The 26,540-nt window shown below is 66.8% G+C and carries 27 protein-coding genes and 1 pseudogene; 18 read left to right on the top strand and 10 right to left on the bottom strand.

All coding sequences use genetic code 11. The features are described from left to right. The first annotated feature begins 10 nt into the window (after positions 1-10). The 4 genes from ACRC20_RS13835 (at position 11) to ACRC20_RS13850 (ending at position 3,505) form a co-directional block, all read left to right on the top strand. Positions 11-652 (top strand): MBL fold metallo-hydrolase, encoded by a 642-nt coding sequence (locus tag ACRC20_RS13835; RefSeq protein WP_438686965.1) that lies wholly within the window; start codon positions 11-13, stop codon positions 650-652. A 41-nt stretch (positions 653-693) separates the two neighbouring features. Beyond that, positions 694-2,043: a glutamate decarboxylase gene (locus tag ACRC20_RS13840; RefSeq protein WP_438686966.1), complete on the top strand. Its 1,350-nt coding sequence runs from the start codon at positions 694-696 to the stop codon at positions 2,041-2,043. Between the two features lie 135 nt (positions 2,044-2,178). After that, on the top strand, positions 2,179-2,547 hold the full coding sequence (locus tag ACRC20_RS13845) for a hypothetical protein (RefSeq protein ID WP_438686967.1): 369 nt from the start codon (positions 2,179-2,181) through the stop codon (positions 2,545-2,547). A gap of 307 nt (positions 2,548-2,854) precedes the next feature. After that, entirely contained in the window at positions 2,855-3,505 is a 651-nt protein-coding gene (locus ACRC20_RS13850; protein WP_438686994.1) for an alpha-ketoglutarate-dependent dioxygenase AlkB family protein, read from the top strand. A gap of 85 nt (positions 3,506-3,590) precedes the next feature. Here the strand turns inward: ACRC20_RS13850 and ACRC20_RS13855 are convergent, their stop codons facing one another. Beyond that, positions 3,591-4,700 carry an inositol-3-phosphate synthase gene (locus ACRC20_RS13855; protein WP_438686968.1) on the bottom strand — a complete coding sequence of 370 codons (1,110 nt, stop codon included), beginning with the start codon at positions 4,698-4,700 and terminating at the stop codon, positions 3,591-3,593. Beyond that, positions 4,697-5,269 carry a PadR family transcriptional regulator gene (locus ACRC20_RS13860; protein WP_438686969.1) on the bottom strand — a complete coding sequence of 191 codons (573 nt, stop codon included), beginning with the start codon at positions 5,267-5,269 and terminating at the stop codon, positions 4,697-4,699. Before ACRC20_RS13860 ends, ACRC20_RS13855 begins: the two co-directional genes overlap by 4 nt. A 308-nt stretch (positions 5,270-5,577) precedes the next feature. On the opposite strand from ACRC20_RS13860, the gene ACRC20_RS13865 reads away from it, so the two are divergent. From ACRC20_RS13865 to rplI, 8 genes are all read left to right on the top strand, one after another. Beyond that, positions 5,578-6,117: a CD225/dispanin family protein gene (locus ACRC20_RS13865; protein WP_438686970.1), complete on the top strand. Its 540-nt coding sequence runs from the start codon at positions 5,578-5,580 to the stop codon at positions 6,115-6,117. Positions 6,118-6,278: 161 nt separating this feature from the next. Next, the gene (locus ACRC20_RS13870; protein WP_438686971.1) at positions 6,279-6,689 is read left to right on the top strand and encodes a DUF5318 family protein; all 411 of its coding nucleotides are present in this window, start codon (positions 6,279-6,281) and stop codon (positions 6,687-6,689) included. Between the two features lie 104 nt (positions 6,690-6,793). Next, complete coding sequence (locus ACRC20_RS13875) at positions 6,794-7,129, top strand: hypothetical protein (protein WP_438686972.1); 336 nt, start codon at positions 6,794-6,796, stop codon at positions 7,127-7,129. A 119-nt stretch (positions 7,130-7,248) separates the two neighbouring features. After that, positions 7,249-7,572 carry a hypothetical protein gene (locus tag ACRC20_RS13880; protein ID WP_438686973.1) on the top strand — a complete coding sequence of 108 codons (324 nt, stop codon included), beginning with the start codon at positions 7,249-7,251 and terminating at the stop codon, positions 7,570-7,572. A gap of 24 nt (positions 7,573-7,596) precedes the next feature. Further along, positions 7,597-9,093 carry a glycosyltransferase family 87 protein gene (locus ACRC20_RS13885; protein ID WP_438686974.1) on the top strand — a complete coding sequence of 499 codons (1,497 nt, stop codon included), beginning with the start codon at positions 7,597-7,599 and terminating at the stop codon, positions 9,091-9,093. A gap of 77 nt (positions 9,094-9,170) precedes the next feature. Next, positions 9,171-9,458 carry a 30S ribosomal protein S6 gene (gene rpsF, locus ACRC20_RS13890; RefSeq protein ID WP_438686975.1) on the top strand — a complete coding sequence of 96 codons (288 nt, stop codon included), beginning with the start codon at positions 9,171-9,173 and terminating at the stop codon, positions 9,456-9,458. Positions 9,459-9,475: 17 nt separating this feature from the next. Next, positions 9,476-9,976, top strand: a complete 501-nt coding sequence (locus ACRC20_RS13895; protein WP_438686976.1) for a single-stranded DNA-binding protein — start codon at positions 9,476-9,478, stop codon at positions 9,974-9,976. A 79-nt stretch (positions 9,977-10,055) separates the two neighbouring features. Beyond that, positions 10,056-10,511: a 50S ribosomal protein L9 gene (rplI, locus tag ACRC20_RS13900; protein ID WP_438686977.1), complete on the top strand. Its 456-nt coding sequence runs from the start codon at positions 10,056-10,058 to the stop codon at positions 10,509-10,511. An 88-nt stretch (positions 10,512-10,599) separates the two neighbouring features. Here rplI and ACRC20_RS13905 read toward each other — a convergent pair whose 3' ends face one another. After that, positions 10,600-10,944 (bottom strand): hypothetical protein, encoded by a 345-nt coding sequence (locus ACRC20_RS13905; protein ID WP_438686978.1) that lies wholly within the window; start codon positions 10,942-10,944, stop codon positions 10,600-10,602. A 44-nt stretch (positions 10,945-10,988) separates the two neighbouring features. Next, positions 10,989-11,873 (bottom strand): GNAT family N-acetyltransferase, encoded by an 885-nt coding sequence (locus tag ACRC20_RS13910; protein WP_438686979.1) that lies wholly within the window; start codon positions 11,871-11,873, stop codon positions 10,989-10,991. A 447-nt stretch (positions 11,874-12,320) separates the two neighbouring features. On the opposite strand from ACRC20_RS13910, the gene dnaB reads away from it, so the two are divergent. From dnaB to ACRC20_RS13940, 6 genes and pseudogenes are all read left to right on the top strand, one after another. Continuing rightward, on the top strand, positions 12,321-13,718 hold the full coding sequence (dnaB, locus tag ACRC20_RS13915; RefSeq protein ID WP_438686980.1) for a replicative DNA helicase: 1,398 nt from the start codon (positions 12,321-12,323) through the stop codon (positions 13,716-13,718). Positions 13,719-13,807: 89 nt separating this feature from the next. Beyond that, on the top strand, positions 13,808-14,557 hold the full coding sequence (locus ACRC20_RS13920; protein ID WP_438686981.1) for a TnsA-like heteromeric transposase endonuclease subunit: 750 nt from the start codon (positions 13,808-13,810) through the stop codon (positions 14,555-14,557). Continuing rightward, positions 14,554-16,686, top strand: coding sequence for a helix-turn-helix domain-containing protein (locus ACRC20_RS13925; RefSeq protein WP_438686982.1), 2,133 nt, complete (start codon positions 14,554-14,556; stop codon positions 16,684-16,686). The genes ACRC20_RS13920 and ACRC20_RS13925 overlap by 4 nt, the downstream gene beginning before the upstream one ends. Further along, on the top strand, positions 16,683-17,813 hold the full coding sequence (locus ACRC20_RS13930; protein WP_438686983.1) for an AAA family ATPase: 1,131 nt from the start codon (positions 16,683-16,685) through the stop codon (positions 17,811-17,813). Before ACRC20_RS13925 ends, ACRC20_RS13930 begins: the two co-directional genes overlap by 4 nt. Next, positions 17,810-18,232, top strand: a pseudogene (locus ACRC20_RS13935) (TniQ family protein); the annotation flags it as partial. The gene ACRC20_RS13930 and the pseudogene ACRC20_RS13935, both read left to right, overlap by 4 nt. Before the next feature lie 231 nt (positions 18,233-18,463). Beyond that, positions 18,464-20,113, top strand: coding sequence for a hypothetical protein (locus tag ACRC20_RS13940; protein ID WP_438686995.1), 1,650 nt, complete (start codon positions 18,464-18,466; stop codon positions 20,111-20,113). Here ACRC20_RS13940 and ACRC20_RS13945 read toward each other — a convergent pair. The 6 genes from ACRC20_RS13945 to ACRC20_RS13970 form a co-directional block, all read right to left on the bottom strand. Next, positions 20,110-20,583 carry a hypothetical protein gene (locus tag ACRC20_RS13945; protein WP_438686984.1) on the bottom strand — a complete coding sequence of 158 codons (474 nt, stop codon included), beginning with the start codon at positions 20,581-20,583 and terminating at the stop codon, positions 20,110-20,112. The two genes, ACRC20_RS13940 and ACRC20_RS13945, sit on opposite strands and share 4 nt — an antisense overlap. 689 nt (positions 20,584-21,272) lie before the next feature. Continuing rightward, positions 21,273-22,469: a hypothetical protein gene (locus ACRC20_RS13950; RefSeq protein ID WP_438686985.1), complete on the bottom strand. Its 1,197-nt coding sequence runs from the start codon at positions 22,467-22,469 to the stop codon at positions 21,273-21,275. A 616-nt stretch (positions 22,470-23,085) separates the two neighbouring features. Further along, the gene (locus ACRC20_RS13955; RefSeq protein ID WP_438686986.1) at positions 23,086-23,871 is read right to left on the bottom strand and encodes a hypothetical protein; all 786 of its coding nucleotides are present in this window, start codon (positions 23,869-23,871) and stop codon (positions 23,086-23,088) included. After that, positions 23,871-25,595, bottom strand: a complete 1,725-nt coding sequence (locus tag ACRC20_RS13960) for an alpha/beta hydrolase (RefSeq protein ID WP_438686987.1) — start codon at positions 25,593-25,595, stop codon at positions 23,871-23,873. Before ACRC20_RS13960 ends, ACRC20_RS13955 begins: the two co-directional genes overlap by 1 nt. After that, a complete protein-coding gene (locus tag ACRC20_RS13965; RefSeq protein WP_438686988.1) occupies positions 25,588-25,914 on the bottom strand; it encodes a hypothetical protein in 327 nt (108 codons plus the stop codon). The genes ACRC20_RS13960 and ACRC20_RS13965 overlap by 8 nt, the downstream gene beginning before the upstream one ends. Then, positions 25,907-26,275: a hypothetical protein gene (locus ACRC20_RS13970; RefSeq protein ID WP_438686989.1), complete on the bottom strand. Its 369-nt coding sequence runs from the start codon at positions 26,273-26,275 to the stop codon at positions 25,907-25,909. The genes ACRC20_RS13965 and ACRC20_RS13970 overlap by 8 nt, the downstream gene beginning before the upstream one ends. Positions 26,276-26,540: the final 265 nt, after the last annotated feature.

The raw sequence follows: 26,540 nt of genomic DNA on the forward strand, positions 1-26,540 counted from the left end.
GGTGGGGATCATGCGCCTCGCCCATTTCGGCCAGTCCTGCGTCCTCGTCGAGCACGCCGGGACGAAAGTCCTCATCGATCCGGGCTCCTTCTCGCACGGCTTCGAGGGGATTTCGGGGCTCGACGCGGTCCTCGTCACCCATCAGCACGCCGACCATGTGGACCAGGCCAGGCTCGCGCCGCTTCTGGAGCTCAACCCACAGGCCTCGCTCGTCACGGACGCGCAGACCCAGGCGATCCTCGGCGGCAGCTGGCAGCAGGTCGCGCCGGGCGACTCGTTCGTGGCGGGCGCGCTCACAGTGCGCGTGGTGGGCGGCAAGCACGCGGTCCTCGTCCCGGACGTCCCCGTGGTGGACAACCTCGGCTTCATCTTCGGCGACGAGTCCGAGCCCGACCTCTTCTACCACCCCGGCGACGCCCTGCATGTGCCCGAGACCAGCCCGCAGGTGCTCGCGGTGCCGACGGGCGGCCCGTGGATGACCCTCGCCAACGGGATCGACTTCCTGCGCGCGGTGAACGCGCGCCTCGCGGTGCCGGTGCACGCCGAGACGGAGCGTTTCCCGCAGCTGTACACCGACCGCTACGCCCAATACGGCCCTGCCGGGGCGGAATTCCAGATCTTGCCCCGCGAGGACGGCGTCGAGGTCGCCTGACCGGTTTCGAGCAGACCTGATTCGAGCAGAGGAGCAGAGCCATGAGCGCAGACCCCGCGTACACCAGTCGGCTCGACTTGCAGTTCAACGCGCCCGCGCGGCTCGGCGACACGAGCATCGAAGCCGACGACGTGGCCCGGCACATCCATGACGAGCTCATGCTCGACGGCTCCTCCCGGTTGAACCTCGCGACGTTCGTGAGCACGTGGATGGAGCCGCAGGCCCGGTCGCTCATGGCCGAGGCATTCGACAAGAACATGATCGACAAGGACGAGTACCCCGCGACCGCCGCCATCGAGACGCGGTGCGTGTCCATGGTCGCCGACCTCTTCCACGCACCGGGGCTCGACCCCGCCGACGCGGCGAGCGCGACCGGGGTGTCCACCATCGGGTCCAGCGAGGCCGTGATGCTCGGCGGCCTCGCCCTGAAATGGCGGTGGCGCCTCGCCCGGCAGGCGGCGGGCAAGGACACGTCGCGGCCGAACCTGGTCCTCGGGTCGAACGTGCAGGTGGTGTGGGAGAAGTTCTGCCGCTACTTCGACGTGGAGCCCCGGTACCTGCCGATGGCCCCCGACCGCTACACCATCACCGCCGAGCAGGTCGTCGGCGCGGTGGACGAGAACACCATCGGCGTCGTCGCGATCCTCGGCACCACCTTCACCGGGGAGTTCGAGCCGGTCGCGGAGATCGCCGAGGCCCTCGACGCGCTCGCGGCCTCGGGCGGCCCGGACGTCGACATCCACGTCGACGCGGCGAGCGGCGGTTTCGTCGCGCCCTTCCTGCACCCGGAGCTGCGCTGGGACTTCCGGCTGCCGAGGGTCGCGTCGATCAACGTCTCCGGGCACAAGTACGGGCTCACCTACCCCGGGGTCGGGTTCGTGGTGTGGCGGGATCGGGGCCGGCTGCCCGAGGAGCTGGTCTTCCGGGTCTCCTACCTCGGCGGGGACATGCCGACGTTCACGCTCAACTTCTCCCGGCCCGGCAACCAGGTGATCGGGCAGTACTACAACTTCCTGCGGCTCGGGCGGGAGGGCTACGCGAAGGTCATGGGCGCGTTGCAGCGCATCGCCCGATGGATCGCCGACGAGCTCGGGAAGCTGCCGGGGGTGCGGGTGGTCGCCGACGGGTCCGCGATCCCCGTGGTCGCGTTCGCCCTGGCGGACGACCTGGGGTTCGACGTCCACGAGCTGTCGCACGCGTTGCGCGCGGAGGGGTGGCAGGTGCCCGCCTACCCGATGCCCGACGGCGCGGAGGGGCTTTCGGTGCTGCGGATCGTCATTCGCGAGGGGTTCAGCGGCGAACTCGCCCAAGCGCTGGTCAAGAGCATCTCGACCGCGATGGGCGAGCTGGCCCAGGGCGGGCAGAAGCCGAGGAGGCACTTCGCGCACTAGTGCGCGAACGGCTAGCCCTGCGCGCACTAGTGCGCGAACGGCGGCAGAATTACCAGCCGACTCACAGCTCGCAGTGACCGAAACCACAATGTTCGGCTCGTACATTCATCCTTACCTCTCACAAAGGAGTCAGAGATGAAGAGCAAAATCGCCGCGTTATTCTTCGCCGTCGCCGCGCCGGTCGGAGCCTTGATGGCGCCTGCTGTGGCGCAAGCGTCCCCGACGGCCCCGCATTCGGACACCATCCGCCCCGCCCCGGACTACCGCTGGTGCCCCGGTTGGCAATGGGACAACCGGTGGGGCCACAACTGGGACTGGGGCCGCTGCCATGACGACCGCTGGCGCTACGACCGAGGCTGGCACCGGCATGACGAGTGGGGCGGCCGGGACTGGGACCACGACAGGGACTGGGACCGCCGGGACGGCGATTGGGACCGCGACAGGGACCATGACAGAGGCTGGGACCGGGACGACAACGGAGTCTGGTTCCATATCGGCCTGTGACGCACGCGGCGCCTCCTTGGCAGCGCACTAGCGGCGAATCGCAAGGCTCTCCGGAGAGCCGCGCCAATCGCGGCGGCTTTGTTCAGGCGAGGCGGCCGCCCCACCGCTGCGGCCCGCCTGCCCAACCGCCGCCGGCCCGTCGAACACTGACCCGTCGAAGAGCGACAGCCCCCGCGCGAGCCCGCGCGGGGGCTGTCGCCGTTGCGGGGCCAGGTCTACCCTTGTTTTCGCGGCTCTGTGCTCGCAGTTCGCGGAAGGACGAGGGAAAGGAAGCCCCGACGTGACGCTCTTTGGTTCGGACGCCGTCATGGGCGAGCGTCCTTCGCGGCACGAGATCGCTCCTGGCGCCGTCCACCTTCCCGGTTGGCTGCCGATGTCCGATCAGGTCCGGCTGGGCGCCGCCTTCGAGGAGTGGGCGGGCGGCCCGGTCCCGGCGCGGGCGCCCTCGCTCCCCGGCGGGGGCCGAATGTCGGTGGAGACGGTCTGCCTCGGCTGGCACTGGCTGCCGTACCGGTACACGCGTACCGCCGACGACGTGAACGGCAGGCGGGTCCTGCCGTTCCCCGACTGGCTCGGCGGCCTCGCTCGGGCCGCCGTCCACAGCGCGCACGGCGCGCAGGCCGCCGAGCGCTACCGCCCGGACGCGGCGCTCGTCAACCGCTACCGAGAGGGCGCGAGCATGGGCATGCACCAGGACAAGGAGGAGCAGACCGCCGATCCGGTCGTCTCGTTCAGCGTCGGCGACAGCTGCGTGTTCCGCTTCGGCAACGCCGAGGGCCGGGGCAGGCCCTACACGGACGTCCGGCTCGACTCGGGCGACGCGTTCGTGTTCGGCGGGCCCTCGCGGTTCGCCCACCACGGCGTCCCGAAACTGTTCCCGCGCACCGCGCCCCACGGTTGCGGCCTGGTCGAGGGGCGGCTCAACATCACCGTGCGAGTCGTCGGGGCGGCGGGCTGACGAGGTTGTCTTTTGCGGAGCTGTCTTTTGAAACAGCTGTGGCCCCTGTCCGGGTTCGGACAGGGGCCACAGCTGTTTTCTCGTCTTACTCGCCGGAGATGAACGTCTCCAGCTGGGCGCGGGCGACGTCGTCGGGGAGCTGGCGCGGGGGGGACTTCATGAGGTACGCGCTGGCCGGGTAGACCGGGCCGCCGATGCCCCGGTCGAGGGCGATCTTCGCGGCGCGGACCGCGTCGATGATGATGCCCGCCGAGTTCGGCGAGTCCCAGACCTCCAGCTTGTACTCCAGGCTGAGCGGCACGTCGCCGAAGGCGCGGCCCTCGAGGCGCACGTACGCCCACTTGCGGTCGTCGAGCCACTCGACGTAGTCGGAGGGGCCGATGTGGACGTTGCGGTCGTGGATCTTGCCCGCCAGGGAGCCCGTCAGGTTGCTGGTGACGGCCTGGGTCTTGGAGACCTTCTTGGACTCGAGGCGCTCGCGTTCGAGCATGTTCTTGAAGTCCATGTTGCCGCCGACGTTGAGCTGGTACGTGCGGTCGAGGACGACGCCCCGGTCCTCGAAGAGCTTGGCCATCACGCGGTGGGTGATGGTGGCTCCGACCTGGCTCTTGATGTCGTCGCCGACGATCGGCACGCCTGCCTTCTCGAACTTCGCGGCCCACTCGGGGTCGGAGGCGATGAAGACGGGCAGGGCGTTCACGAACGCGACTCCGGCGTCGAGGGCGCACTGGGCGTAGAAGCGGTCCGCGTCCTCGGAGCCCACCGGCAGGTAGGAGACCAGCACGTCGACCTTCGCGGCCTTGAGGGCGGCGACCACGTCCACGCCCTCGCCGGGCGCCTCTTCGATGGTCATCTGGTAGTACTTGCCGAGTCCGTCGAGGGTGGGGCCGCGCAGGACGGGCACGTCGAGCGGCGGCACGTCGGAGATCTTGATGGTGTTGTTCTGGCTGGCGAAGATCGCCTCGGAGAGGTCGAAGCCCACCTTCTTCGCGTCCACGTCGAACGCGGCGACGAACTTCACGTCGCGCACGTGGTACGGGCCGAACTTCACATGCATCAGGCCGGGGACGGTCGCGTTCTCGTCGGCGTCCTTGTAGTAGTGCACGCCCTGGACCAGCGATGCGGCGCAGTTGCCAACGCCGACGATGGCGACCCGGACTTCGTTCACGTGCTCAGCGTTCACGTTCTCGGTCATGATTGGTGGCTTTCTCCTCGGATCTCAGCGGCGATGAGCTCGTTGAGCCATCCCACTTCGCGTTCAGTGGACTCCAGAGCCAGCTGTTGCAGCTGGGCGCTGTACCGGCGCAGGCCGGCGGTGGCTTTCGCCAAGGTGTCGCGCAGGGTGTCGCGTCGCTGCTCGACCTGCCGACGACGGCCCTCGAGGATGCGCATGCGCACCTCGGGCGTGGTGAAGCGGAAAAACGCCAACCGAAGGCCGAAGCCGTCGTCCGTGTAGTTCCGGGGGCCGGTGTCGCTCACCATCTCGATGAAGCGCTCCCGCCCTTCCGGGGTGATCTCGTAGACCCGTTTGGCGCGCTTGGTGCCGACCGGGGCGGCGCCGGCCCTGGCGCCCTTGGCCGAGGGCGGCGGCGTGCCGTCCTCTGAGCAGATCAAACCCTCCGCCTCAAGGCCCCGCAGCGCCGGGTACAGCGACCCGTACGAGAAGGCCCGGAACGGTCCAAGCAGCTCCTTGAGGTGCTTGCGCAGGTCGTAGCCGTGCATGGGGGAGTCATGGAGCAATCCGAGGATCGCCATCTCCAACATGTCCGGACCTTCCTGCTGCTTGTTTTTTTGGTTTGACCCATCTCGATGGTATATCGCGCCGATATAGCTGTCAATTTCGTGCGTGTAAGAATCAACCTGAAAGATGGCGGACCAACATGGCGCACCGACATGGGGGGCAAAGAGGCCGTCCGCTGAGCCTGGCGGGTCGATCCGGATCGACAGGAACTGGACAGGATTTCGACGTCGATCACGCAGCTGGGGCTTATGCTGCCCTGAGTTTTTGAGTCTAGCCTGGTAGTTGTCCGCAATGAGCGGAGTTATGACACCCCTGTCCAAGGAGGCTCGCAATGACCCAATCCTCTGAATCCCCCGAGCCGCAGGAACAGCCTGCGCCGGGTGCTGTCACCCATGTGACCACAAATCTGCCGCAATCGAACATCGGCTGGGCCGTGGCCTCGGTCGTGTTCTTCTGGCCCCTCGCGTTCAGCGCGTTCGCCAACGCGTGGAAGGTGTACCCGCTGTGGTCGGCGGGCGACGCCGAGGGCGCCGAGCAGGCGGCGGCGAAGACCAAGCTGCTCGGGAAGATCTCGCTCCTGATCGGCCTGGTGCTCATCTTCCTGTTCGTCGCGTTCCGGATCGCGGCGGCCTTCTGGTTCTGGCACCACGGCGGCGACGCGGGCCAGGGCGGCTGGGGCCACCACCACGGCGGCTGGGACCAGGGCGGCTGGGACCACCACCACGGCCACGGCGGCTGGGGCTATGACGGCGGCGACGGCGACGGCCCCGCGCAGTCGGCCCCGCCGGTGCAGCCCGCCCCGCCTGCGCAGCCTGTTCCCGTGCAGCCGGTTCCGCCCGTTCCGCCTGTGCAGCCCGCCCCGCGGATCTAATTGATCTCGCAGGCTCGTTGAGAAAACCCCCGGCCGCGTCGGCTTCCGGCGCGACCCGGACGGTTCTGCGCATGCCCTGGGCGGGTGCGGTGGCTCGTTGAGAAAACCCCCGGCCGCGTCGGCTTCCGACGCGACCGGGGGTTTTCGCATACCCTAGAAAGATGCGATCGCTCGCCCAGCCCCAACAGCACGTCGTGGAGTACGGCCTCCAGCGGCGCGCGAGGCTTGCCGACTACCAGGCGGGTTTGGTGGCGCGGGAGGAGATTTGCGACGCGGACCGCTTCCTGCTCCTGGCCGCGAAATTCCACGGCCAGGCGGGCACGACCCTCTGCCCGGTCTGCGCGAAAGAAAACCTGACCCACGTGTCGTGGGTGTTCGGCGACGCGCTCGGCCCGGCCTCCGGCTCCGCGAGGGGCGAGCACGAGCTCGCCCAGCTCTCGCTCGCCAGGGGCGAGTTCACCGTCCACGTCGTGGAGGTCTGCCGGGGCTGCTCGTGGAACTTCCTCATCCGCTCGTACGTGACCGGAGTTCCGAAGGCCAGGGCGAAGAGCAAGCGCGGGGCCTCGCGCTAGCCCGACATGTGAAGCCTGTGCGGTATCGACATTCGATGTAGTATCGAATTCGACGGCCGCCGCTCTCCGACGTGGCCGAACCGCGTTGGGAAGGACAGGACGGCATGCGCTCGATCTTCGTCTTGGCGTGCCTCGTCGGGTCTTGCGCCTGCGCCGGGCTCGCGACGGCCGCCCCGCAGGAGACGGGCGGCGACGGGCAGTGGTGCCCCGGCCAGCCGTGGCCGATGACTTGGGGGGTCAACTGGGACAGGGCGCATTGCCACGGCGTCGCGAAGCCGAACGACGCCAACACCGACCTGCACCCGACTCCCACGCCCGACCCCGGGCCGCCGTCCGACTACCCGCCGGGGCAGTACCCGCCGAACTATCCATGGGGCGAGCACTATCCCTACAACGCCAACCCCTACTACGGCTCGCCGTACCGGGGCCAGCACAACTGACCTCCGCCCCGCCTCGGGAGAGGCCTGGACGGCCCGGCATGATCGGCTGTAGCATGGAGCGGGGCGTTCCACGCGCTCTGACCAGCAGCGACACCTCCTAGGAAAGCAGGGCGCATCTCATGAAAACCATCACTGCGGCACTCTTCGCGGCCGCCCTCTCCGGGGCCGCCCTCGCCGCCCCGTCCCCGGCCCTCGCCGCTCCCCCGCCCCTGCGCCAAGACCAGCAGTGGTGTCCGGGCCAGCAGTGGGACGAGGAATGGGGCGTCAACATGGACCGGAAGCACTGCCACAGCGTCGACCTCGGCGACGACGACCCCGACCTGGACGCAGGCGTCCCCAACCCCGACCTCGGCCAGGGGCTGCCGCCCAAGTACCAGGACGGCGACTACCCGCCGGACTACGACTGGAGCGAGCAGTACGGCGACGACCACGGCCACCACTGAGGCCGGTGCTTATAGAGTGACGGGGTGACCCGAGCCCCCTTCGTCAGCCCTTCGTCCGAGGTGGACGACGCGACGATTCGGGGCCGGGTCCTCCCGACATGGGAGAGCGCCGCCTTCGGCCAGCTCTCCCGATGGACGGGCGGGCCGTTCGGCTGGCACGGCGCGGTCGGCAGGCAGGCGTTCTTCACGCCGCTGCGCGTGCTGCTCTTCCTCGCCGTGGCCGGGCTGCTCCTCGGCTTCGGCTCGAAGGCCCCCTGCCTGGAGCAGCACGAGACGAAGCCGGGGCAGTACGAAGTGCTCTGGGGCGGCCACAACGAGTACGCGCGCGCCTGCTACACCGACATCGTGCCGCTGTACGGCTCGGAGGGGTTCGACAAGGGCTTCGCGCCGTACCGCGACCACCGCCCGGACGGGCATTGGATGGAGTACCCGGTGCTGCTCGGCTATTTCCAATACGCGGCCGCAGGCGCGGCGCACGCGTGGTCGGCGGGAGCCGCGCACGGGGCGCTGCCGCCCCTCGCGCCCGCGCTGGTCTTTTTCGCGGTCTGCGCGCTGGCGATCGCGGCGGCCTGGCTCGTCGTCGTGTGGGCGAGCGCGAAGCTCGCCGGGGACCGGGTGTGGGACGTGTGGCTCGTGGCCCTCAGCCCGGTGGTCTTCGTGCAGGCCTTCACGAACTTCGACGGGCTCGGCGTCGCGTTCCTCATGGCGGCGTTGCTCGCCTGGCGCAAGAACGCGCCGCTGCTCGTCGGGCTCCTGGCGGGCTTGGGCGCGGCGGTCAAGCTCTTCCCGGTCCTGTTGTTCTTCCCGCTGCTCTTGGTCGCGTGGCGGGACAAGCGGCTGGGGGACTGGGGCAAGGCGCTCCTCGCCGCGGCAGGGGCGCTGGTCGCGGTGAACTTCCCGGTCGCGTATCTCTACCGGGACGGCTGGGCCGAGTTCTTCACGTTCAACAAGGACCGCTCCGCCCAAGAGGGCTCGCTCATCTACCTGGTGTTCGACTACGTCCGCGTCCGATTGCAGGACGGCGCGGTCGGGCTCCTGCCGCCCGAGAAGGCGAACCTCGTCTCCTTTGGCGCGTTCGCGCTGCTCCTGGCCGGGATCGCCGCCGTGGCGCTCACCGCGCGCCGCGCGCCGACCCTCGAGCAGCTGATGTTCCTGACGATCACCGCGTTCCTCCTCACGAGCAAGGTGTGGAGCTCGCAGTACTCGCTGTGGCTGGTGCCGCTCGCGGTGCTCGCGTTCCCCCGCGTCTGGGCGCTGCTCGGCTGGATGGTCCTTGAGCTTTTGAACTGGCTCATGCGCGAGTGGTGGTTCTACCAGGGCTTCTCCGGCGGCGGGGATCCCACCGTCGAGCGGCTCTACCTCGTGCTGCTCGTCCTGCGCGACGGGGCGTTGGTCGCGATCTGCGCCGCGCTGGTCCAGTCTCTCTACCGCTCGGGCGGGGCCCTGGCGCAAGCCCGGGGCGCGGAGCCGGAGTTGGCAGAAGGGCCCGCCCTGGTCTACACTGGCCGACCGAACATATGAGATTCTCCTGACCCGGCCATCTCTTCTCTGTTTTGTCCGGCCGGGTTCGTTTAGACCGTAGGAGGTGATGGGGTTTCATGCGTCAATACGAGCTCATGCTCATCCTCGACCCGAACATCGATGAGCGTACCGTCGCCCCGGCGGTGGACAAGCTTCTTGGTGTCATTCGCGAAGAGGGCGGCGCCGTCGAGAAGGTCGACGTGTGGGGCCGCCGTCGGCTCGCGTACGCCATCGCCAAGCGCGCCGAGGGCATCTACGCCGTCGTCGACCTGAAGGCGCAGTCCTCGACTGTCTCCGAGTTGGACCGCCAGCTGCGGATCAACGAGACCGTCCTGCGCGCCAAAGTGCTCCGCAAAGACAAGTAACTCCCCAGGAGGGCGATATGGCAGGCGACACCGTCATCACCGTGGTCGGCAATTTGACGGCCGATCCGGAGCTGAGGTTCACCCCGACCGGGGCGGCCGTCGCGAACTTCACCGTCGCGTCCACGCCGAGGACCTTCGACCGCCAGAGCAATGAGTGGAAGGACGGCGAAGCGCTGTTCTTGCGCTGCAACATCTGGCGCGAGGCCGCCGAGAACGTGGCGGAGTCGCTCGCCAGGGGCACCAGGGTCATCGTGACCGGCAGGCTCAAGCAGCGCTCCTACGAGACCCGCGAGGGCGAGAAGCGGACCGTCGTCGAGCTCGAAGTCGACGAGATCGGCCCCTCGCTGCGCTACTCGACGGCGAAAGTGAACCGGGCGGCCCGAGGCGGCGGCAGCAGCGGCGGTGGCGGCGGAAGCCGCTCCGGCGGCTACGGCAACGACGACCCGTGGGCTTCCGCGCCCCCCGGCGACGACTACGCCGCGTCCCGCTCGGCGGGCGACGACGAGCCGCCGTTCTAGCCATCCGGTTTGCGGCCTGGGCCCGAGCCCGCCGCGACCGACACACAGCACAGAGACCAAGAACTTCAAGGAGCACGACATGCAGTTGATTTTGACGAAGCAGGTGGCGGGCCTCGGCGCGCCCGGCGACCTCGTGGAAGTGAAAGAGGGCTACGCCCGGAACTTCCTGCTGCCCCGCAAGCTGGCGATCACCGGCACCGCGTCCGCGCAGAAGCAGGCCGAGACCATCAAGGCCGTCGAGGCCCAGCGCAGCGCGCGGGCGAAGGCGCGCGCCGAGGAGCTGAAGGCGAAGCTCGCCTCGGTCAGCTCGGTGTCCGTCCCCGCGCGCGCGGGGACGACCGGCAAGCTCTTCGGCTCGGTGACCCCGGCGCAGGTCGCGGCCGCCATCTCCAACGCCGCAGGCGCGCAGGTGGCCGCCGACGACGTGCAGCTCGCCGCGCACCAGATCCGTTCCCTCGGCCAGTACGAGATCGAGGTCGACCTCGGCGCGGGCCTTGTTTCGAAGGTCAAGATCGACATCACCGCCGCCGCGTAGTCGACGGTGTGCGCCGCTGGGCGCTCGGGCAGCAGCTGCCCGAGCGCCCAGCGGCGTTTTCGGGCCGCGCGAGGCCTGTTGGCGCGGATCAGTCCCCGGAGCCGGGCGCGTTGTCCTCGAAGCCGCTGACCGAGCAGCTCACGCCGAGCGCCGCGCCCATGCCCGCGCGGGCCGTCTGCTCGGCGGCCCCGGGCGTCGGGCCTTGGCCGCTGCTGGACCGGGGCATTTGGACCGTGGTGGTCGTCATCGTCATGGTCGGCGTGCCGCTGCTGTAGTCCCAGCCCGTGCTGGGCTGGGACTGGGTGTCGAACCCGGTGCAGGTGGCGAAGTACGAGCCGTCCGCCCATGCGGGGCAGGGCGAGAGGAGCGCCGCGAGCCAGGGCGCGGCGAGCAGCAGGCGGGCCCGGGTCTTGGACGGCAGTGTCGTGCGCATACCAGGACGATACTCGCAAGAATCCTAGCGCTCGCGCCCGGCTGTCACAGTCTCTGGAACCTGATCTCGCTGAACCGCTCCACGGGCCGGTAGCCGAGCTTGCGGTAGATCGAGTTCGGCGCGGGGCTGGACTCGTCCGTGAACAGGACGACGCGTGCGGCGCCCGCCTCGTCGAGCGCCCACGAGGTGGCGGCCCCGGCCACCGCGATCCCGTAGCCGTTGCCCCGGAGCTCTTTCGGGACGAAGACCGGCCCGACGCGGGAGACCCCGGCGACGGGGCGGCGCGCGCCCGCGAACGCGACCGGCCTCCCCTCGTCCTCCCAGACGGCGAAGACGAGCTCCGGCCCGAGCAGGTTCGAGCGCAGGACCCGCGCCATCCGCTCGGGCGTGCTCCGCCTGCCGTAGTCCTCCTCCTCGTAGTCGAGGGTCCATCCGGCGAGCAGGTCGAGGTCCGCGAGCGTCGCGAGCCGCGCGGCGCCCCGGACGGCGGGCAGGGCGAGCCTGCCGAGCTCGTGCAGCAAGTTGTGGCGCGGCGGGGCGGGCTCCGCGCCCACCCGGCTCCGCCATGCCTCGGCGAACGCCTCGGCGACCTCGGCCGGGCCGTCCACCGCGACGAGGGAGGGGTCTGCGGCGGCATACGCCTCCACGACCGCCCCGACGTCGTCGAGCGACAGCGCGGAGAGCCGGAGCGGATCGGCTCGGTCGATCTGCAGCATCGCGCCGACGAGGGCGTCGTCCCTCCAGACCGTCAGCAGCAGGGACGGCGAGCCGCCCTGGGACAAGAACGCGGAGAGGGCGCTGAGGGCGAACGTGTGCCGCGCCGGGTCTGTCTCGTAGAGGCCTCTTGCCGCCGCCCAGAACTCGGCCACCCCGTTGTACGCCCGAACGACCACCACCAGGATCATGCCCGCCGAGCCCGGGGGCGTCAACAGCGCGGGCTTGGGGAAATCGCGGACGGCGCGGAAACTCCCGGCGCCATCCGTCTGCCACTTCGGTGGCCTGCGGTTGTCCAGAGCGGCCCAACACGCCGACAGGGCCATAGAGAAGACACGCCGAGACTTTTTTCATCCACAGGCTTTATACTTTCTCCACACCACTTGACCTGCTAAGAAATAGATTCTGTCTAACTTTGTCCACATTTCATCCACAGGCTGGGGGCAGTCGTGAACAACTTGTCCCGAACAAAGCGCAGTTGTCCACAGGCCCTGTGGACAACCAATCTTGACCGATGGGCTTTCGAGCCCTAGCGTGTCTTGGTCATCCCTCAGACGGGGTGCGCGCAGCGCAGCGGTCGTCAACGAAGTCGCCGTCCAACATTGTCAGTCCCCTCGGGTACACCGGTGGCGACGACACAGACACGAGAGCGAGGACTGAGGATGGCCGTGGGCGGTTCGCTAGAACGCATAGGCCTTGCGCGCTCGGAGGAGCCGCCACGGGACGAGTGGCAGGACGCAGGCCGCCAGCCCCCGCAGGACGTCGCCGCCGAGCAGTCCGTCCTCGGCGGGATGCTCTTGTCCAAGGACGCGATCGCAGACGTGCTGGAGGAGCTCAAAGGGGCCGACTTCTACCGGCCCGCGCACCAGCTGATCTTCGAGGCCGTCCTCGACCTCTTCGGGCGGGGCGAGCCCGCGGACGCGGTGCTCGTCGCCTCCGAGCTGGAGCGCAAGGGCCATCTCGGGCGGATCGGCGGAGCGCCGTACCTGCACACGCTGATCTCCAGCGTCCCCACTGCGGCGAACGCGCGGTACTACGCCGAGATCGTCGCGGAGAAGGCGGTCATGCGCCGCCTCGTCGAGGCGGGCACCCGCATCGTCCAGTACGGCTACGGCGGGGCGGAGGGCCAGGACGTCGCCGAGGTGGTGGACCGGGCGCAGTCGGAGATCTTCGACGTCACCCAGCGCAAACGGTCCGACGAGGTCGTGCCGCTGGGGGAGCTGCTCACGACCACGATGGACGAGATCGACTCCATCGCGAGCCGGGGCGGCATCTCGACCGGCGTGCCCACCGGGTTCGCGGACCTCGACCGGGTGACCAACGGCTTCCATCCTGGCCAGATGATCATCGTCGCGGCCCGTCCCGGTGTCGGGAAGTCCACCCTCGCGTTGGACTTCGTGCGTGCCTGCTCGGTGCAGAACGGCCTGACCAGCGCCATGTTCTCGCTGGAAATGAGCAAGATGGAGATCGTCATGAAGCTCCTCTCCGCCGAGGCGCGCATCCGGCTCGCGGACATGCGCTCGGGCAAGATGAGCGACGACGACTGGAGCCGCCTCGCGAGGCGGATGAGCCAGATCAGCGAGGCCCCGCTGTTCATCGACGACTCGCCGAACCTCACCATGATGGAGATCCGCGCCAAGGCGAGGCGGCTCAAACAGCGCCACGACCTCAAACTCGTCGTCGTCGACTACCTCCAGCTCATGACCTCGGGCAAGAAGGTCGAGTCCCGCCAGCAAGAGGTGTCCGAGTTCTCCCGCCAGCTCAAGCTCCTCGCCAAAGAGCTCGAAGTGCCCGTCGTCGCGCTCAGCCAGCTCAACCGTGGCCCCGAGCAGCGCACCGACAAACGGCCCCAGGTCTCGGACCTGCGCGAGTCGGGATCGTTGGAGCAGGACGCCGACATGGTGATCCTGGTGCACCGCCCGGACGCGTTCGAGCCGGACGACCCGCGCGGCGGCGAGGCGGACCTCATCCTCGGCAAGCACCGTAACGGCCCGACCTGCACTATCACCGTCGCCCACCAGCTGCACGTGTCCCGGTTCGTGGACATGGCGCGCGGCTGAGGCTTCGTGTGTAGGGTCTCATTATATTTGTCATATTCTCATGGCACTTGTCATGAGAATGTCATATATGACATGTAGAATGAGATTCTATGCGGTCGAACCCGATCCCCTCGCCCAAGGTTGATCTGGCATCGGCGCGTGTGCAGTTTCGTGGCCGCGACGGAAGCGCGGCGCGATCAAGCGGGTGGATGGACACGAGTTTGGACCTCTTGGCTTCGTCCGTTCCCTGGCGAACGTTCCGTTGGTATCGGGGGCAGCGACATTACTCAGGCGCCTACTGGTCGGCGACGGAGCGTCGTCATGTGATTTACGAGTCCAGGCTAGAGCTGGCACGGCTGCTGTTCGCCGACTTCGACCGTTCCGTCCGCCAGATCGTCGCTCAGCCGTTTTTGCTCTCAGCCGAGGTGGACGGCGTACAGTGCAAGCATATTCCGGACTATCTGCTGATCACCGATCAATGCCCGGTGGTGGTGGACGTCAAACCGCGCTCACGCTGGCTCGATCCGACTGTCGCTCACGCACTAGCTTGGACGAAGAGAGCCATCGAAGGACGTGGTTGGCGGTATGAAGTGGCCGGAGAACCTTCCGAGGCGGAGCTCGCGAATGTGCGATTCCTTGCCGGCTATCGTCGGGATTGGCTCTTCGACAAAGACTTGCTCGACGAGCTGCGATCGCAAGATCTCGCAGGAGCGGCTTTGGAGGATGCTTTTCACTGTTTGCCGAATCGGCCGGTCGCGACGACACGATCTGGTGTTTTGCATCTGCTGTGGCGGCAAGAACTCATTTGCGACATCGCCCAGCCGCTCTCCCGCTCTCTGCCGCTCAGGATCCCGGCATGAGTGATTCCGCCGTGCGTATGGGGGTGGGCACACGACTGATCTATGACGGGGAGACCGTCGAAGTAGTGGAGCTGTTGCCGACCAAGGCGGGCAACGAGGTGGTCCTCAAGAGCCACTCGACGAATCAGATCCTGCGTGTGGCCGTCAGAGAACTGCTGCACAGCGATGCCGCCAAGATCATCCCCGATACACCGGGCGCATCAGCCGACGAGCCAGCCGAACCGGCGAGCGTGATCCTGGCGGAATTATCCAAACCGGAGATCCAGCGGGTCAACGAACGAGCTGGTCACATCAGGGAGGTCCTCACCGGGTACCGGTCGGGCAGCTCCGAACTCGCTTCCCCCGAAGAACCGCGACCCGAGTACAACCCCGCCCTTCCTCTGGAAGCCAGGTACGCCGCGAAGGCCGCAGAACTCGACGTGTCTGATCGCACGCTCAAACGATGGACCCAGGACTTCCGTCAGATCGGTGAAGCCGGGCTGGTCGACAAGAGGGGCCTCCCATCGGCGAAAACTCCCAGCAAGGTCGATCAGCGCTGGGCCGAAACCGCTTTGGAAGTGATGGTGGAGCACACGGACCAGTCCAAGCCGTCGCGGACGATGGTGATCAACCGGACCAACGCCCGTGTCGCAGCGCGTTACGGCGAAGGAACGGTGGTTTTGCCGAGCAGGGCCACTGCATTCCGGATGCTGGAGGACTTGGAACGGCGACATCCCACGTTCCGCCTCAGCACCAAGCGCAACCGGGACATCGCCGACCGGCCGAGCGCGGCGTATGGGAAGCTGCGCCCGACTCGTCCGGGCGAGTACCTGTTGCTGGACACGACCCGGTTAGACGTGTTTGCGTTGGATCCGGTGACGTTGCGATGGGTGCAGGCGGAGCTGACGGTGGGTATGGACTGGTACACCCGTTGCGTCACCGGGATCCGGATCACTCCGGTGTCCACGAAGTCGGTGGACGCGGTGGCCATGCTGTACCAGTCGTACCGGCCGCCATCGGCCGGGAAGGATTGGCCCGCGTCGGCGGTGTGGCCGGAACATGGCGTCCCACGTTCAGTGCTGGTGGACAGAGAAGCGCTGGACAGCCACCTGAAGGGTTCTTCCGGGCCGGGGATCGTGCCGGAGTCGATCGTGGTGGACCACGGGAAGGTCTACATCTCCGAACACATGACGAGCGTGTGCCAACGGCTGGGGATCTCGGTGCAGCCCGTGCGGCTGCGGACCGGGCGTGACAAAGGCCCGGTCGAGCGGTTCTTCCGCACCTTGCGAGAGGATCTGCTGCAGGCGTTGCCCGGGTACAAGGGACCGGACGTGCACTCGCGCGGCGTTGACCCCGAGGGCGATGCGTTTTTCTATCTGGACGAGTTGGAGGCGATTGTCCGGGAGTGGGTGGCCGTGGTCTACCACCACCGCCCGCATGACTCCCTGGTGGATCCTGGGGTTCCCGGGCTACGGATGTCACCAGCGTCTATGTTCGAGCACGGCGTGGCCCGCGCCGGGTACATCGAGGCGCCGCGCGACCCGGACCTGGCGTACGAGTTCCTACCGGTCGAATGGCGCACCATCCAGCACTACGGGGTCGAGATCGGCGGCCGCCGCTACAACGGCCCTGCCCTCGACCCGTACCGCAACATGACCAGCCCGCACACTAGTGTCGCGAAGGGTCGCTGGCCGATCCACACGGTCCCCGACGACATCACCCGGGTTTTCTTCCGAGACCCGGGCACCCGTGAGTGGGGCGCGCTGACGTGGGAGCACGCCCCGAACCTGACGATGCCGTTGAGCGAGGACGCGTTGTGGTTCGCCCGCAAGCTCGCGGCGGCGAAGTACACGTATCCGGACGACCGGCTCGCGGTCGCGGACCTGTTGGAGCGCTGGAGCCTCGGGCTCGGGTCCACGTTGGTCGAACGACGCATGGCGCTTCGGCTCGCTCGCGAGCAGAATGCCCTCCTCGCCGCGCAAGAGCCAGCTGCCGACGAGGTTTCGGTCCTGCCGTCCGTTCGTCGACTCCTCGAGCTCCCCGAGGAACCCGACGAGCCGGTGCCGGACGATCCTGAGCCAGAGCTTGGTGACGACGAAGAAGACCTGGACGAGGACGACTTCTACGCAGACGCGTTGGAGGATTTGTGAGCCGCGGATCCCCGACAGACCTTCTGCCGGACCAGTCCCGGCTGGACAATCTCACCCTTGCGCGGAAAGAGGGCTGGCAGCGGTTCGTTGAGGCTCCGGCGCGGACACAGCCGGAGCCGCTGACCCTGGCTCAGCTGCGGGCGCTCGGTACAGAGGCCCGGGCAGACTACGACAAGCGGCGCAGGATCTGGCACGCGAACCTCGGCCCGCTCAAGACCCCGCAGCTCGCCGAGCTGCACGAGGACCTCTGGGACATCGTGGACAGCAACGCCCAGGACGGCGACAAGGCCAAGGGAGCGATCGCTATCGACGCGACACCAGGCCTGGGGAAGACGACGGCCGTGCTCGGCTTCGCGAAGCAGTTCCACCAACGAGAAGTCGCGGCCGATGGGACGAAAACAAGCGAGGGGCATCAACGCTGGCCGGTGTGCCGGGTGGGGCTGACCGGCAACACGGGGATGCGCGAGTTCAACCGGGCGATGCTGGACTTCTACGCCCACCCTGGAACCACACGCGGCACGAGCGCCGAGTTCGCCCATCGCGCGCTCGACTGCGTACTGTCGTGCGAGACGAAGCTGCTCGTCGTCGACGACCTCCACTTCCTGCGTTGGAGCCGGGCCAGCGGCGTGGAGGTCTCTAACCACTTCAAATACATCGCCAACGAATTCCCCGTCACCCTCCTCTTCGTCGGTGTCGGACTCGCCCAGCGCGGCTTGTTCTCCGAAGGCTCGACTTACGCGGACGCGGTGCTCGCACAGACCGGGCGGCGCACTACCCGGCTCGGTATGCGCCCGTTCTCCGTCAGCACCGAACAAGGCCGCTCCGAATGGCGCAGCGTACTCCTCTCGATCGAACAGCGCATCGCGCTCTGCGACAAACACCAAGGAATGCTCGCCGAAGACCTCTCCGACCATCTCTTCGCGCGAAGCACCGGCAATATCGGCTCCCTGATGACCCTCGTCAACCGCGCCTGCCAACGTGCCGTTCGAATTGGAGTGGAGAAGCTCACCGAAGACCTCCTGAACTCAGTGAAGATCGATGCCGCGGCGGAAACCGCGCGCCCTGAACTCGACACCGCCATCGCAGCCAGAAAGATCACCACCAAACCCAAACGGAAAAGCGGATGACCCAGGTCCGAGAACTCCCATTATGTGTTCTACCTCTGCCTGGGGAGGCGCTCGACTCCTGGCTCGAAGCTCTCGCCCATCGACACAACACCACCTGGGGCGAACTGCTGCGCTCGGTCGGGCTCCTTGACCAGGGGCCGCGATCGACTGGGCGCAATTATGTGATGGCATTGCACCGCCACGAGGTCGAAAACATCGCTCTCGCGACCGCCATCCCCTTAAAGACGATCGCATCCATGACACTGGCGGGCTGCAATGGTGGCACAGCAAAGGCGAATCCGCGGGAACGTCAGACCGAAGAGCGGTTGCTTTGGACTCGGGGTAGTGGATCTCGCTATTGTCCTGACTGCTTGGCCGAGACAAATGGACGTTGGCGGCTGGAGTGGCGGTTTGACTGGTCTTTCGCTTGTCTGCCCCACCAACGACTGCTGGCAGGCGCATGTCCGAGCTGCTCGGAACCGCAACGCCGCCGCCCTTGTCCGAGCAGGTCCGTGCCAGAGCCAAGCTGTTGCGCGAGCAAACAAGACAGGACTGATGCTCGAGAGCAACGCTGCTTGGGCGACCTCACAAACACGCGCACCCTGAGACTCCCCGATAGGCACCCCGCACTCGTCGCCCAGCAGATGCTTTTCGAAGCCATCCCCCCAGGGATGGCAGCGTTCGGCGTGTATGCGGACGTACCGCAGCATCTGTACGCTGCACTCGCAGACCTCCGAGCGGTCGCGAACCGGATGTTGCGCTATGCCACATTCGACGAGATCGCGGCTGTGCTGCCGCCCGATCTGCTCAGCGCGTACACGATGACCCCGGCGGAATACCTTAAAGACGATCATCCGGAGACTCTGCTGTTCTCCAGCGTCGAAGCTACCGCAGCTGGGGTTACCGCAGCCATGTCGGTCCTCGCCGCCCCTGGAGTTCGGCAGGCCGGTGAAGCTCTCCGTTGGCTCGTGGCCGGTTCACGCCAGCGTGGGGTCACCGTGAGCGCGACTAGCACAGGGACTTGGGGCAAGCATGTCAGCCCTGTTCTCACCTCGATCCAGCTCGCAGCGCTCGACCCGTTGCTCAAACCCAGCGAACAGCTCCGCTACCAGCTCGGCTCCGACCGACCTTGCAGACCGGCGGCTGGCCGGTTCGGAGTCGGGATGCGCATCCGCAGCACGCCAAGCGCAATATGGCGAGGAGTTGCGATCCGTTTGGCCCCGCCTCATTGCGGCGAGCGCTACTTACGGCCAGCCTTGTCCTGCGCGTTGCTGCTCATCGGCACTAGACTTTATTTGCCTGAGATCACAGAACGCCTCGGTCTTGCCCGGGATAAGACGGACGTATCGAGATTTCTGCAGCTCCTTGAGGCCGAGCCGAGCTGGCCGGTAGTCCGCATCGCTCTGACCCGGATAGCTGAGCATCTCGGCTCGGTTGAGGTGCCAATCGACTACGGAAGGCGACGCGAACTGCCGTACAAGGAGCTTTTGCCGGACGAGACCTGGTTTCGGCTCTGCCGCGAAACCGGTGTCCGCCCAGGAGGCAATCGCAGAGCTAGCCTCGCCCGCCATTGGCTGACCGAGAGGATCAGCGGACGCTCCACCGCGCCCTGGGCGACGCACCAAAGCGAATTCCGTTCGCAGCTCGCCGACTTTCCCGAGCTCCTGACTCCTGAGCTGCTCGACGCGATGGACCGGGTTGGCGTTACTTTCTTGGAGGAAAACTCGGTGCGTGGCGAACCGGTGACATGGCACCCGCCCGACGGACTGTTCGACGGGCTCGATCTCCCCGGGCCTGACCCGTATGCGATCGAGCCTCCACGGCTGCATAAGCTGATCAGAGAAGAGCGTATGAGCCTAGGATTGGCCGCCTCCGGGCTGGGCACCACCATTCACGCTGTGCGCTATATGCTCGAAGAACGTCCGGCCCCGGCGCTATTCCTGACTGAACACGAGGCCCGGGCCAACGGCGTGCAGTACATGAACGCACGGAGTCAATTCTCGCCTTCAATGCTCAAGAAGCTCTACCTTGACAACGATCACAGCCTCCGGCAGATCGCACGTTCCGCCGGTGTCAGCCGCCAAGTCACCACTCGGCTTGCTCGAGATTGCGGGATACCGCTCAACCCTCCCGGCAGACGTTCTCAGATCACGGTCGACCGTGGTTGGCTGCACGAGCAGTACGTCCAGCGCCGAAGGACCTTGCCTGAGATCGCGGCGGAAATCGGGACAAGCACTTCCAGCGTTGCTCGCTGGGCGAAGAAACACAGCATTCCCCTGCGCCCCCGAGGAGGAGCAAGCCATCAGAGGGCACTTCGCTAGTCGTTGAGCGTGTTCGGCGCCAGCGCCAAGGTCAAGGCATTGTCCAACGCCTTGACCGTGGTACACAAGTCCCGCACCATCTGCAATTGGGTCTCTGCCATTTCGTGCGCTATGTCTCGTTGGTGCTCCGCCGCGCGCAGCGTCGCGTCGGCCGTCGCGATTGCTGCAGCCTTGATCTCCCGGGCAATGGCCTTGAGGGTCTCACGATCCGGTCCTGAGACGCCAGCGGACCCATGCGGGTTTGTGCGTATCTTTTTCGCGGCTTTCGCTGCCGCTGGCAGGCCTGGGTGGGCATCGAGGAATTCGATGAGGTCACCCCATCGGAAAAGCCGTTTCCCGTCCTCGCCGACGTGCGCCCGCAGCGGGCGGTCCGCCAAGCTCGACCAGTTCGTGATCGTGGCGACGCTCACGCCTGATTGTTCGGCGAGCTTGCTCGCGTTGAACATCCGCGCGCTGTCCGGGATCTCCATCAATTCCTCACAATTAAACATAATTGAACACGATCAGCATGTCTATCTTCGTTCAATTATTGATATATGACAAGATTGGGGCATGCTTCATCCGCTGGCGGTGACCGAGCCGATACGTCCCGGAGACCTGGCAAACGGGGAGTGGCAACTTGTGCCCGGCGGTGCTGTCGTGACAGGGGCAAAGGCCGCGGCCGTTGTGCGCCTTAACGAAACGGAGGCGGCCAGGCGTGCGGGACATGGCTTAGGTGCGGTGCCCAGCCTACCGCTCCTCGGAGCTCTGCTAGAGCTACCGTTGAACACGCCTGTGGATATGCATGACCTGCCGGTGCGCACCATGCTTGCGCTCAACAACCCCCCGGCTGGCGCAGTCGACTTTGAAGCTGACCACCAGGTCGTTCGGCGGCTTGCCTCGCCGCTCACTGTCGGCGCGGCGATCGTGGAGGGCGCGGCGTGGCGAAGCACAGTGTGCCGAGCGGCGCAGTTTCTGCCCTTTTGCCAACAGATCGCCTTATTCGACCGGTTGCCCAAAAAGTTCGACTCCTACGTCTGGGAGGCGTCCGTCGCGGGGATCGGGATCTGGCTCAAGGTCGGCGGCGAGATCGTCGAGATAGTGCCCGCAGGACCGTTCGTGAGACGGGCATGGAAGCGGTCTGGATGGGCTTTCCAAGAAACGGCGTATCGCGCCTACCTCAAATCCACGCCCCGTGAGTGTTCGTCGAACGGCCCCAGGGGTCGTCGAGCTCGCACAGCGCTCGAAGCGTCTGGTCTGCCTGGATAGGCCCCACCATTGTGCCGCGACCGGTGTGCCCTTCGAGGGCGTGGCATCTCCGCTTGTCCAACCAAGCCCGTCGTTCCCGGCCCCGCTCCTGTCGGCCGACGAGCTCATTGACGAAACCGGCGGTGGCGTGCAAATTGTGCTCGAAGATTCTCTGCCTGTCTTCCTCTGTGGAGTCGAAACTGTCGACGTGCCGGTCGCACTCCTCACAGAACTCCACTTCATCCGGGGGCAGGTTGGAGAACCACTCTTCATACATGCCGGGGCTGCGCAGCTCGAGCAATGAGGACAGGAAAAAGCCAGGCAGGCCCTTGACGGCACGACCGCCGCTGCTTCTGTCGTCGGGTCCGGAAGGATTGCGCTCTCCGTAGTTGGGGCCGACGGCGACGAGGCCCGCGCCGTATGCCAGCGCGTCGGTGGCGATGAGCGGATCGACCCCGAGCACCCATGTGCCCGGAAAGCGGGCGAGCAGTCGGCGCAGCCCTCGGATCCTGGCCCTGCCGCCGGGCATGCTGTCAGGGCTGAACGGCTTCTTGTTCCCGGTGAACACGAAGGCCATTTGTCTGGGCCGGGTCGCTGATAGGCGGTCAAGGAATTGGTCGAGGTATTGGCCTTCGAGGACTTTGGCCCCTATTGGGACGAGGGTGACCAGGCTCGGGTGATGCTCGGCGGCGGTGGCTCGGAGTAGGGCCTCGAGCGAGTCCCACTCCCCAAACGGCACGTGGTAGCTCGGGGTCAGCACGGCTCGGGCTGCGGTGCTCTTGACGACCTGCTTCGCCCATTGTTCGAGGTTAAGGGCATCGAGGCCATCGCCGATAACGGCCGATGCCCCCTGTCCGGTGATGCTCTTCTTCCAGCACCCGGCATCGACGATCATGTTCGAGCGTTCGCCCGCTTCGCGCAGATGCGGGACTATGTCATTGGCGGAACCCAAACGGGAGACGAGCACGTCGCTGCTGTCCGCGACGTAGTCGGAGACTAGGGGCAGCGTGTAGGCCTGCGGATGTGTGCACGCGATGAGTCCGAGCTGCGACGACAACTTCACCCCGGACCGAGATTCTCTGTCGGTCATATCCCTGCCCTTCAAAACCGCTGGCACCTGCAACACCATGCTCGAAAAGATTTCCCTGGTAAGATCATTCTCCTTCCCTGCTGAATCTGCGCAATTCAAATCGCAATCTAGTCGGCGTGTCGTAAGTTGTTTCTCTTGAATTTATGCGCCTGAACTGTTATTTTGTATTTGATTTGTATGCAAATTTTGTGAGGACAGTATGAGTGGAAAAGTCGTCCCCTTCCGGTCCCCGAAACGGCAGGGTGACCAGGTTGAGGTCGAAACGACCCGCTGTTCGCGGCCAGCGTGCCGCAAAGAGTTTCGGAGGCGTCTAGGCCGTGGTCGTCGTCAGGATTATTGCTCGTCCGACTGTCAGAAAATTGCTGTCGCAGAGCGTCGTAAAGCGCAAGCGCAGCTCAAACGCCACGAGAAAGAAGGCGCGCAGTTGCGTGCCGATTGCCGGGCCTTTGATGCGGGACGAACGCCCCTCTCGCGAGCTGAGGTGGATCAACAGCTTCGCAGCGCGCGTGACCGCTCAATTGGGGTCCTCAAAATGGTCCGCAACCTAGACGAACCGGTCGCAGGGCAGCTCTCGGAACTGGTCGCAGCCGTGAACAATTACCTCGAGTCCGCCGAATAAGGGCGTTTGAACCTGTCGCCAAGTTGTGCTCCGCACTCAACGCGTGTTTGATGGGGTCCAGGGGGCGGGGCCGTCGCGGGTGATCAGGCGGGGGAAGGTGCCGTCCGCGCCGCGCGGTTCTGCCCCGTTCTTCGGGAAGCGGGTTTGGCAGATGGTGGCTATGCCGCCTTTGGCACCGATGGTGAGGTCGATCTCCAATCCACGGTCGGTGACGCCGTTGTAGAAGCGGGTGCCGTCTGGGCGGGTTTGGCGGTCGGTGCCGTGCCAGCCGATGCGCTCCCAGACGGAGATGATCCTGTCGAAGAACGGGTCGGCGTGCTCGGGCTGCTCGGAAGTGTCGATGATGTCGCCGCGGAGCCAGAACGAGGTGGTGAAGGTCGAGTCTTGTCCGCCGCGGTTGTGGCTTTCTCCTTCTCGGTCCACCACGTTGTCTCCTGGGGCGGTGCTGCTCCAGTACCAGTCCTCGCCGATGTTTTGGAGGGTTGTGCGGTAGAAGTCGATCACGTCTTGGCGGGCTTCGGCCTCGCTGGCGGGCATACGGGCTCCTGTCGTCTGGGCGGAGGGGGCGTTCTCGCGCGTGTGCCGGGGGCCGAACACGCCGTGGCGGAACACGATCCCGAGTCCGACGCAGCCGAGGACGAGGAGCAGCGCGCTCCCGAGCGCGAGCCAGCGTCCCCAGCGCCATCGGCGAGTCGGGGCAGCGGGAGGCTCTGGCGCGAGTTCTTCGTCGCGTTTCCCGCGTGGTGCGCCGATAGCTTCGGCGATCGCTCGAGTCGTCGGGTCGAGACCGGATTGTCGAGGTGTGCCTTGGGGCTCGGGCATCAGCTAGCGCCGCCTTGTCCGGATCGGGGGGCGGTGGGCATGTGGTCGTTCCCGGCGCCTGGCGGAACGGGCAGGCTGTCTCCAGGGTATCGCTGGACCGGCGGGATTGGGGGTTTCTCCGGGGCTGCTCCGGTGATGACCTGAGCTTGGGTCTCTAGGCCTTTGTTGCCGTAGTCCCAGTAGCTGGTGTGGCCGCTGCCGTCGTAGTGCGGGTCGCTCTCGAAGACCTGCGCCCCGAATCCAGGCTCGGTCGGGTAGGCGTTGTGCCCGGCCACCGCGTCGGGCGCGAGCCGCAGGGGGTCGCCAGCCTCCATCGTCGCCCAGGTGTGCGCCCGCGAGTAGCCCTGCTCGCCGAGGTGGCCCCCGTACTGGAGCTGGCCCGCGTTGTCCGCGTCCACCCCCGGGGAGCCGACGAAGATCATGTCGTCCACGTCGAGGGAGTACGTCTTCGCGGCCTCGCCGAGCACGACCGACCCGTACGACCATCCCTCCGCTGTGAAATGCCCGGTCCCTGCGTGGGAGGCGTGCAGGCCGTCTGTGAACTGGGCGAACGGGTATGCCCCGGCTTTCGCGGAGTCGGACTCCGTCGCGCCGTGCAGCGGGCCCGTCGGCGCGTCGTAGTCGTCCCAGTACACCACCGCCGTGCTGCCGCGCTGCTGGTGGTCCGCCGCGCGTTGGATGTCGTCGCAGATGCCCAGTCCGTCCGCGACGCCGATGCCGTGGCCGATGATCGGCCCCATGTCCTCGCCGTGGAGGCTGGTGCCCATCCCCGGCACGAACACCGCGACGTTCTGCGCGGTGTCCGGGTTCTTCGTGGCGATGGCTGTGTGCCCCTTCGGATCGACGTAGAGGAGCATGCGCCGCTCGTCCGGGAGGTCGGTGCTCCGGCTGTTGATGACCCCGTCCACCGTCTTCGCGACGTCGCCGCCGATGAACTGGTCCAAGTACAGGCGGTTGTACTTGTCGCGGTCCGCGCAGGGGAGGCCGTTGTGGTTGCCGATGTCGTGGTGCTGCTTGTAGATCCCGAGCTTCTCGTCGTCGCTCAGATGGCTCCACAAATCCCGCAGGTCCGAGTCGGCGGGGAGCGGCATCGTGCCGTCCGCGATCTCTTTCGCTGCCTCGTGCGGATCCATATGGGGGTCGTAGGGCCCGTCGTGTCTCGGATCGGCCGGGCTGTCCTTCATCGGCCCGAAGAAGTTGACCTTCTCGCCCGTCTCTACGGGCGCTTTGCCGTGTTTGTTGTCGAATCCAGCGAGAGCGGCGTCGATCTTGGCGTGGGTTTGGGCGTCGGCGTCGGCGAACTGCTGACGGTATTCGTAGAGGTCGTCCGCGACAGCCTCGCCCTCTTCCCAGTCCCAGCGGGGCCCGAGCACCTTCCCGTTGGGCAGGAGCTCGATCTGCCCGCTTTTGCCGTGCCGGTCGAACAACGCCTTGGCCAAGCCCTGGATACGCGCGAGCTCTCCGCCGCCCTCCACCGCGTGCCTGCCCGCTTCGACGAGCGCCTCGCCACACGCGTCGAGGTCCTTGCGGTGCGGCAAGAGGGACTCGGCTCGGGCCTGCTCTCCCTTGCCCTCAGTCGCCTCCAGATGCGCGTCGTGGATGCTTTGGAGGCTTCGGGCGTGCGCGTCGTATGTCTTGCTGTCCTCGATCCAGCCCTCGCCCACGGCGGTGAAGCTCTGCGCGTCGAAGTCGAGGATCTGCTGCAGCGTCGGCAAATCAGACACTTATGCCCCCGATTCGCCCGGTCGTTGCGGCAATGCCCGTGCCCGCGTCGTGGTCGGTCTCGTGATAGGCGTTGTGGTCTTGCCGGGTCGAGCGGGCGGTCGCGCCCATAGCCTGGGCGATCCCGGTGTGCGCGGCCCGCATCCGGTCCGCGTGCGCCGCGGCCAAATCTGTGAGCTTGAGGCCGGGGGCTCTGATCTGCGCGAGCCGATCCCACGGAGACATCGAGCCCAACGAACCCGCGCTCTCCTCCAACCTGCCCGCGAAGCGTTCCAATGCCCCTGCGGTGAGCGTCAACCGCGCATTGCTCTGGTCAGCCACGTGTTCCCTCCTGCTCCTCGCGCTCCCGCGCCGCTTTGGCCCTCAGCTCCGCGCCCCGCTCGTCCTCCCGTGCCCACACGCGGCGCTGATGCTCCTTCAGGTCCGCCTCCGCGACCTCTTTCGACTCCCCGATGCCGTCGGGGCCGCGCTCCCACGACACCGTCTGCCGCTCGCCCTGTTTAGGGAGCCCGCCGAGCTGCTTCATCAGCAAGCGCTCCATCTCCAATGGCGTCAGCTGCTGATCCGGCCTCGGCGAAGGCGCGGGCTCCTCCACGGGGTCGTCCTCGCCCATGTACTCGTACTGCTTCGCCTGAGGGCGCACGTCCTCGCCCCGCGCGGGCGGCCAACCGCCGTAGGTCATGCCGTCCTCCTCGTCTGACTGCGGCAATCGTGAAAGGGCTGCATCAGCTCAACGCCGTATAGCGTCGTATAGCACGGTATAGCATCGTGTAGCACGGCGTAGCGGCGCTCACGGGTTGCGCTCAGGGGCGGCGCTCGCTGCGAGGAGGTCGATCCTGCCGGTGTGCACGCCGTTGCCCGAATATGTTCTGGTCGTCGGGTACTGGCCGTTGACGACGATGGCCTTCCCGGGGTCGTCCGTGAAGCATTTTTGTCCGCGTTTCGCC

Origin of the sequence: Segniliparus sp., from assembly GCF_051660745.1 — a bacterium.
Classification (GTDB): Bacteria; Actinomycetota; Actinomycetes; order Mycobacteriales; family Mycobacteriaceae; genus Segniliparus.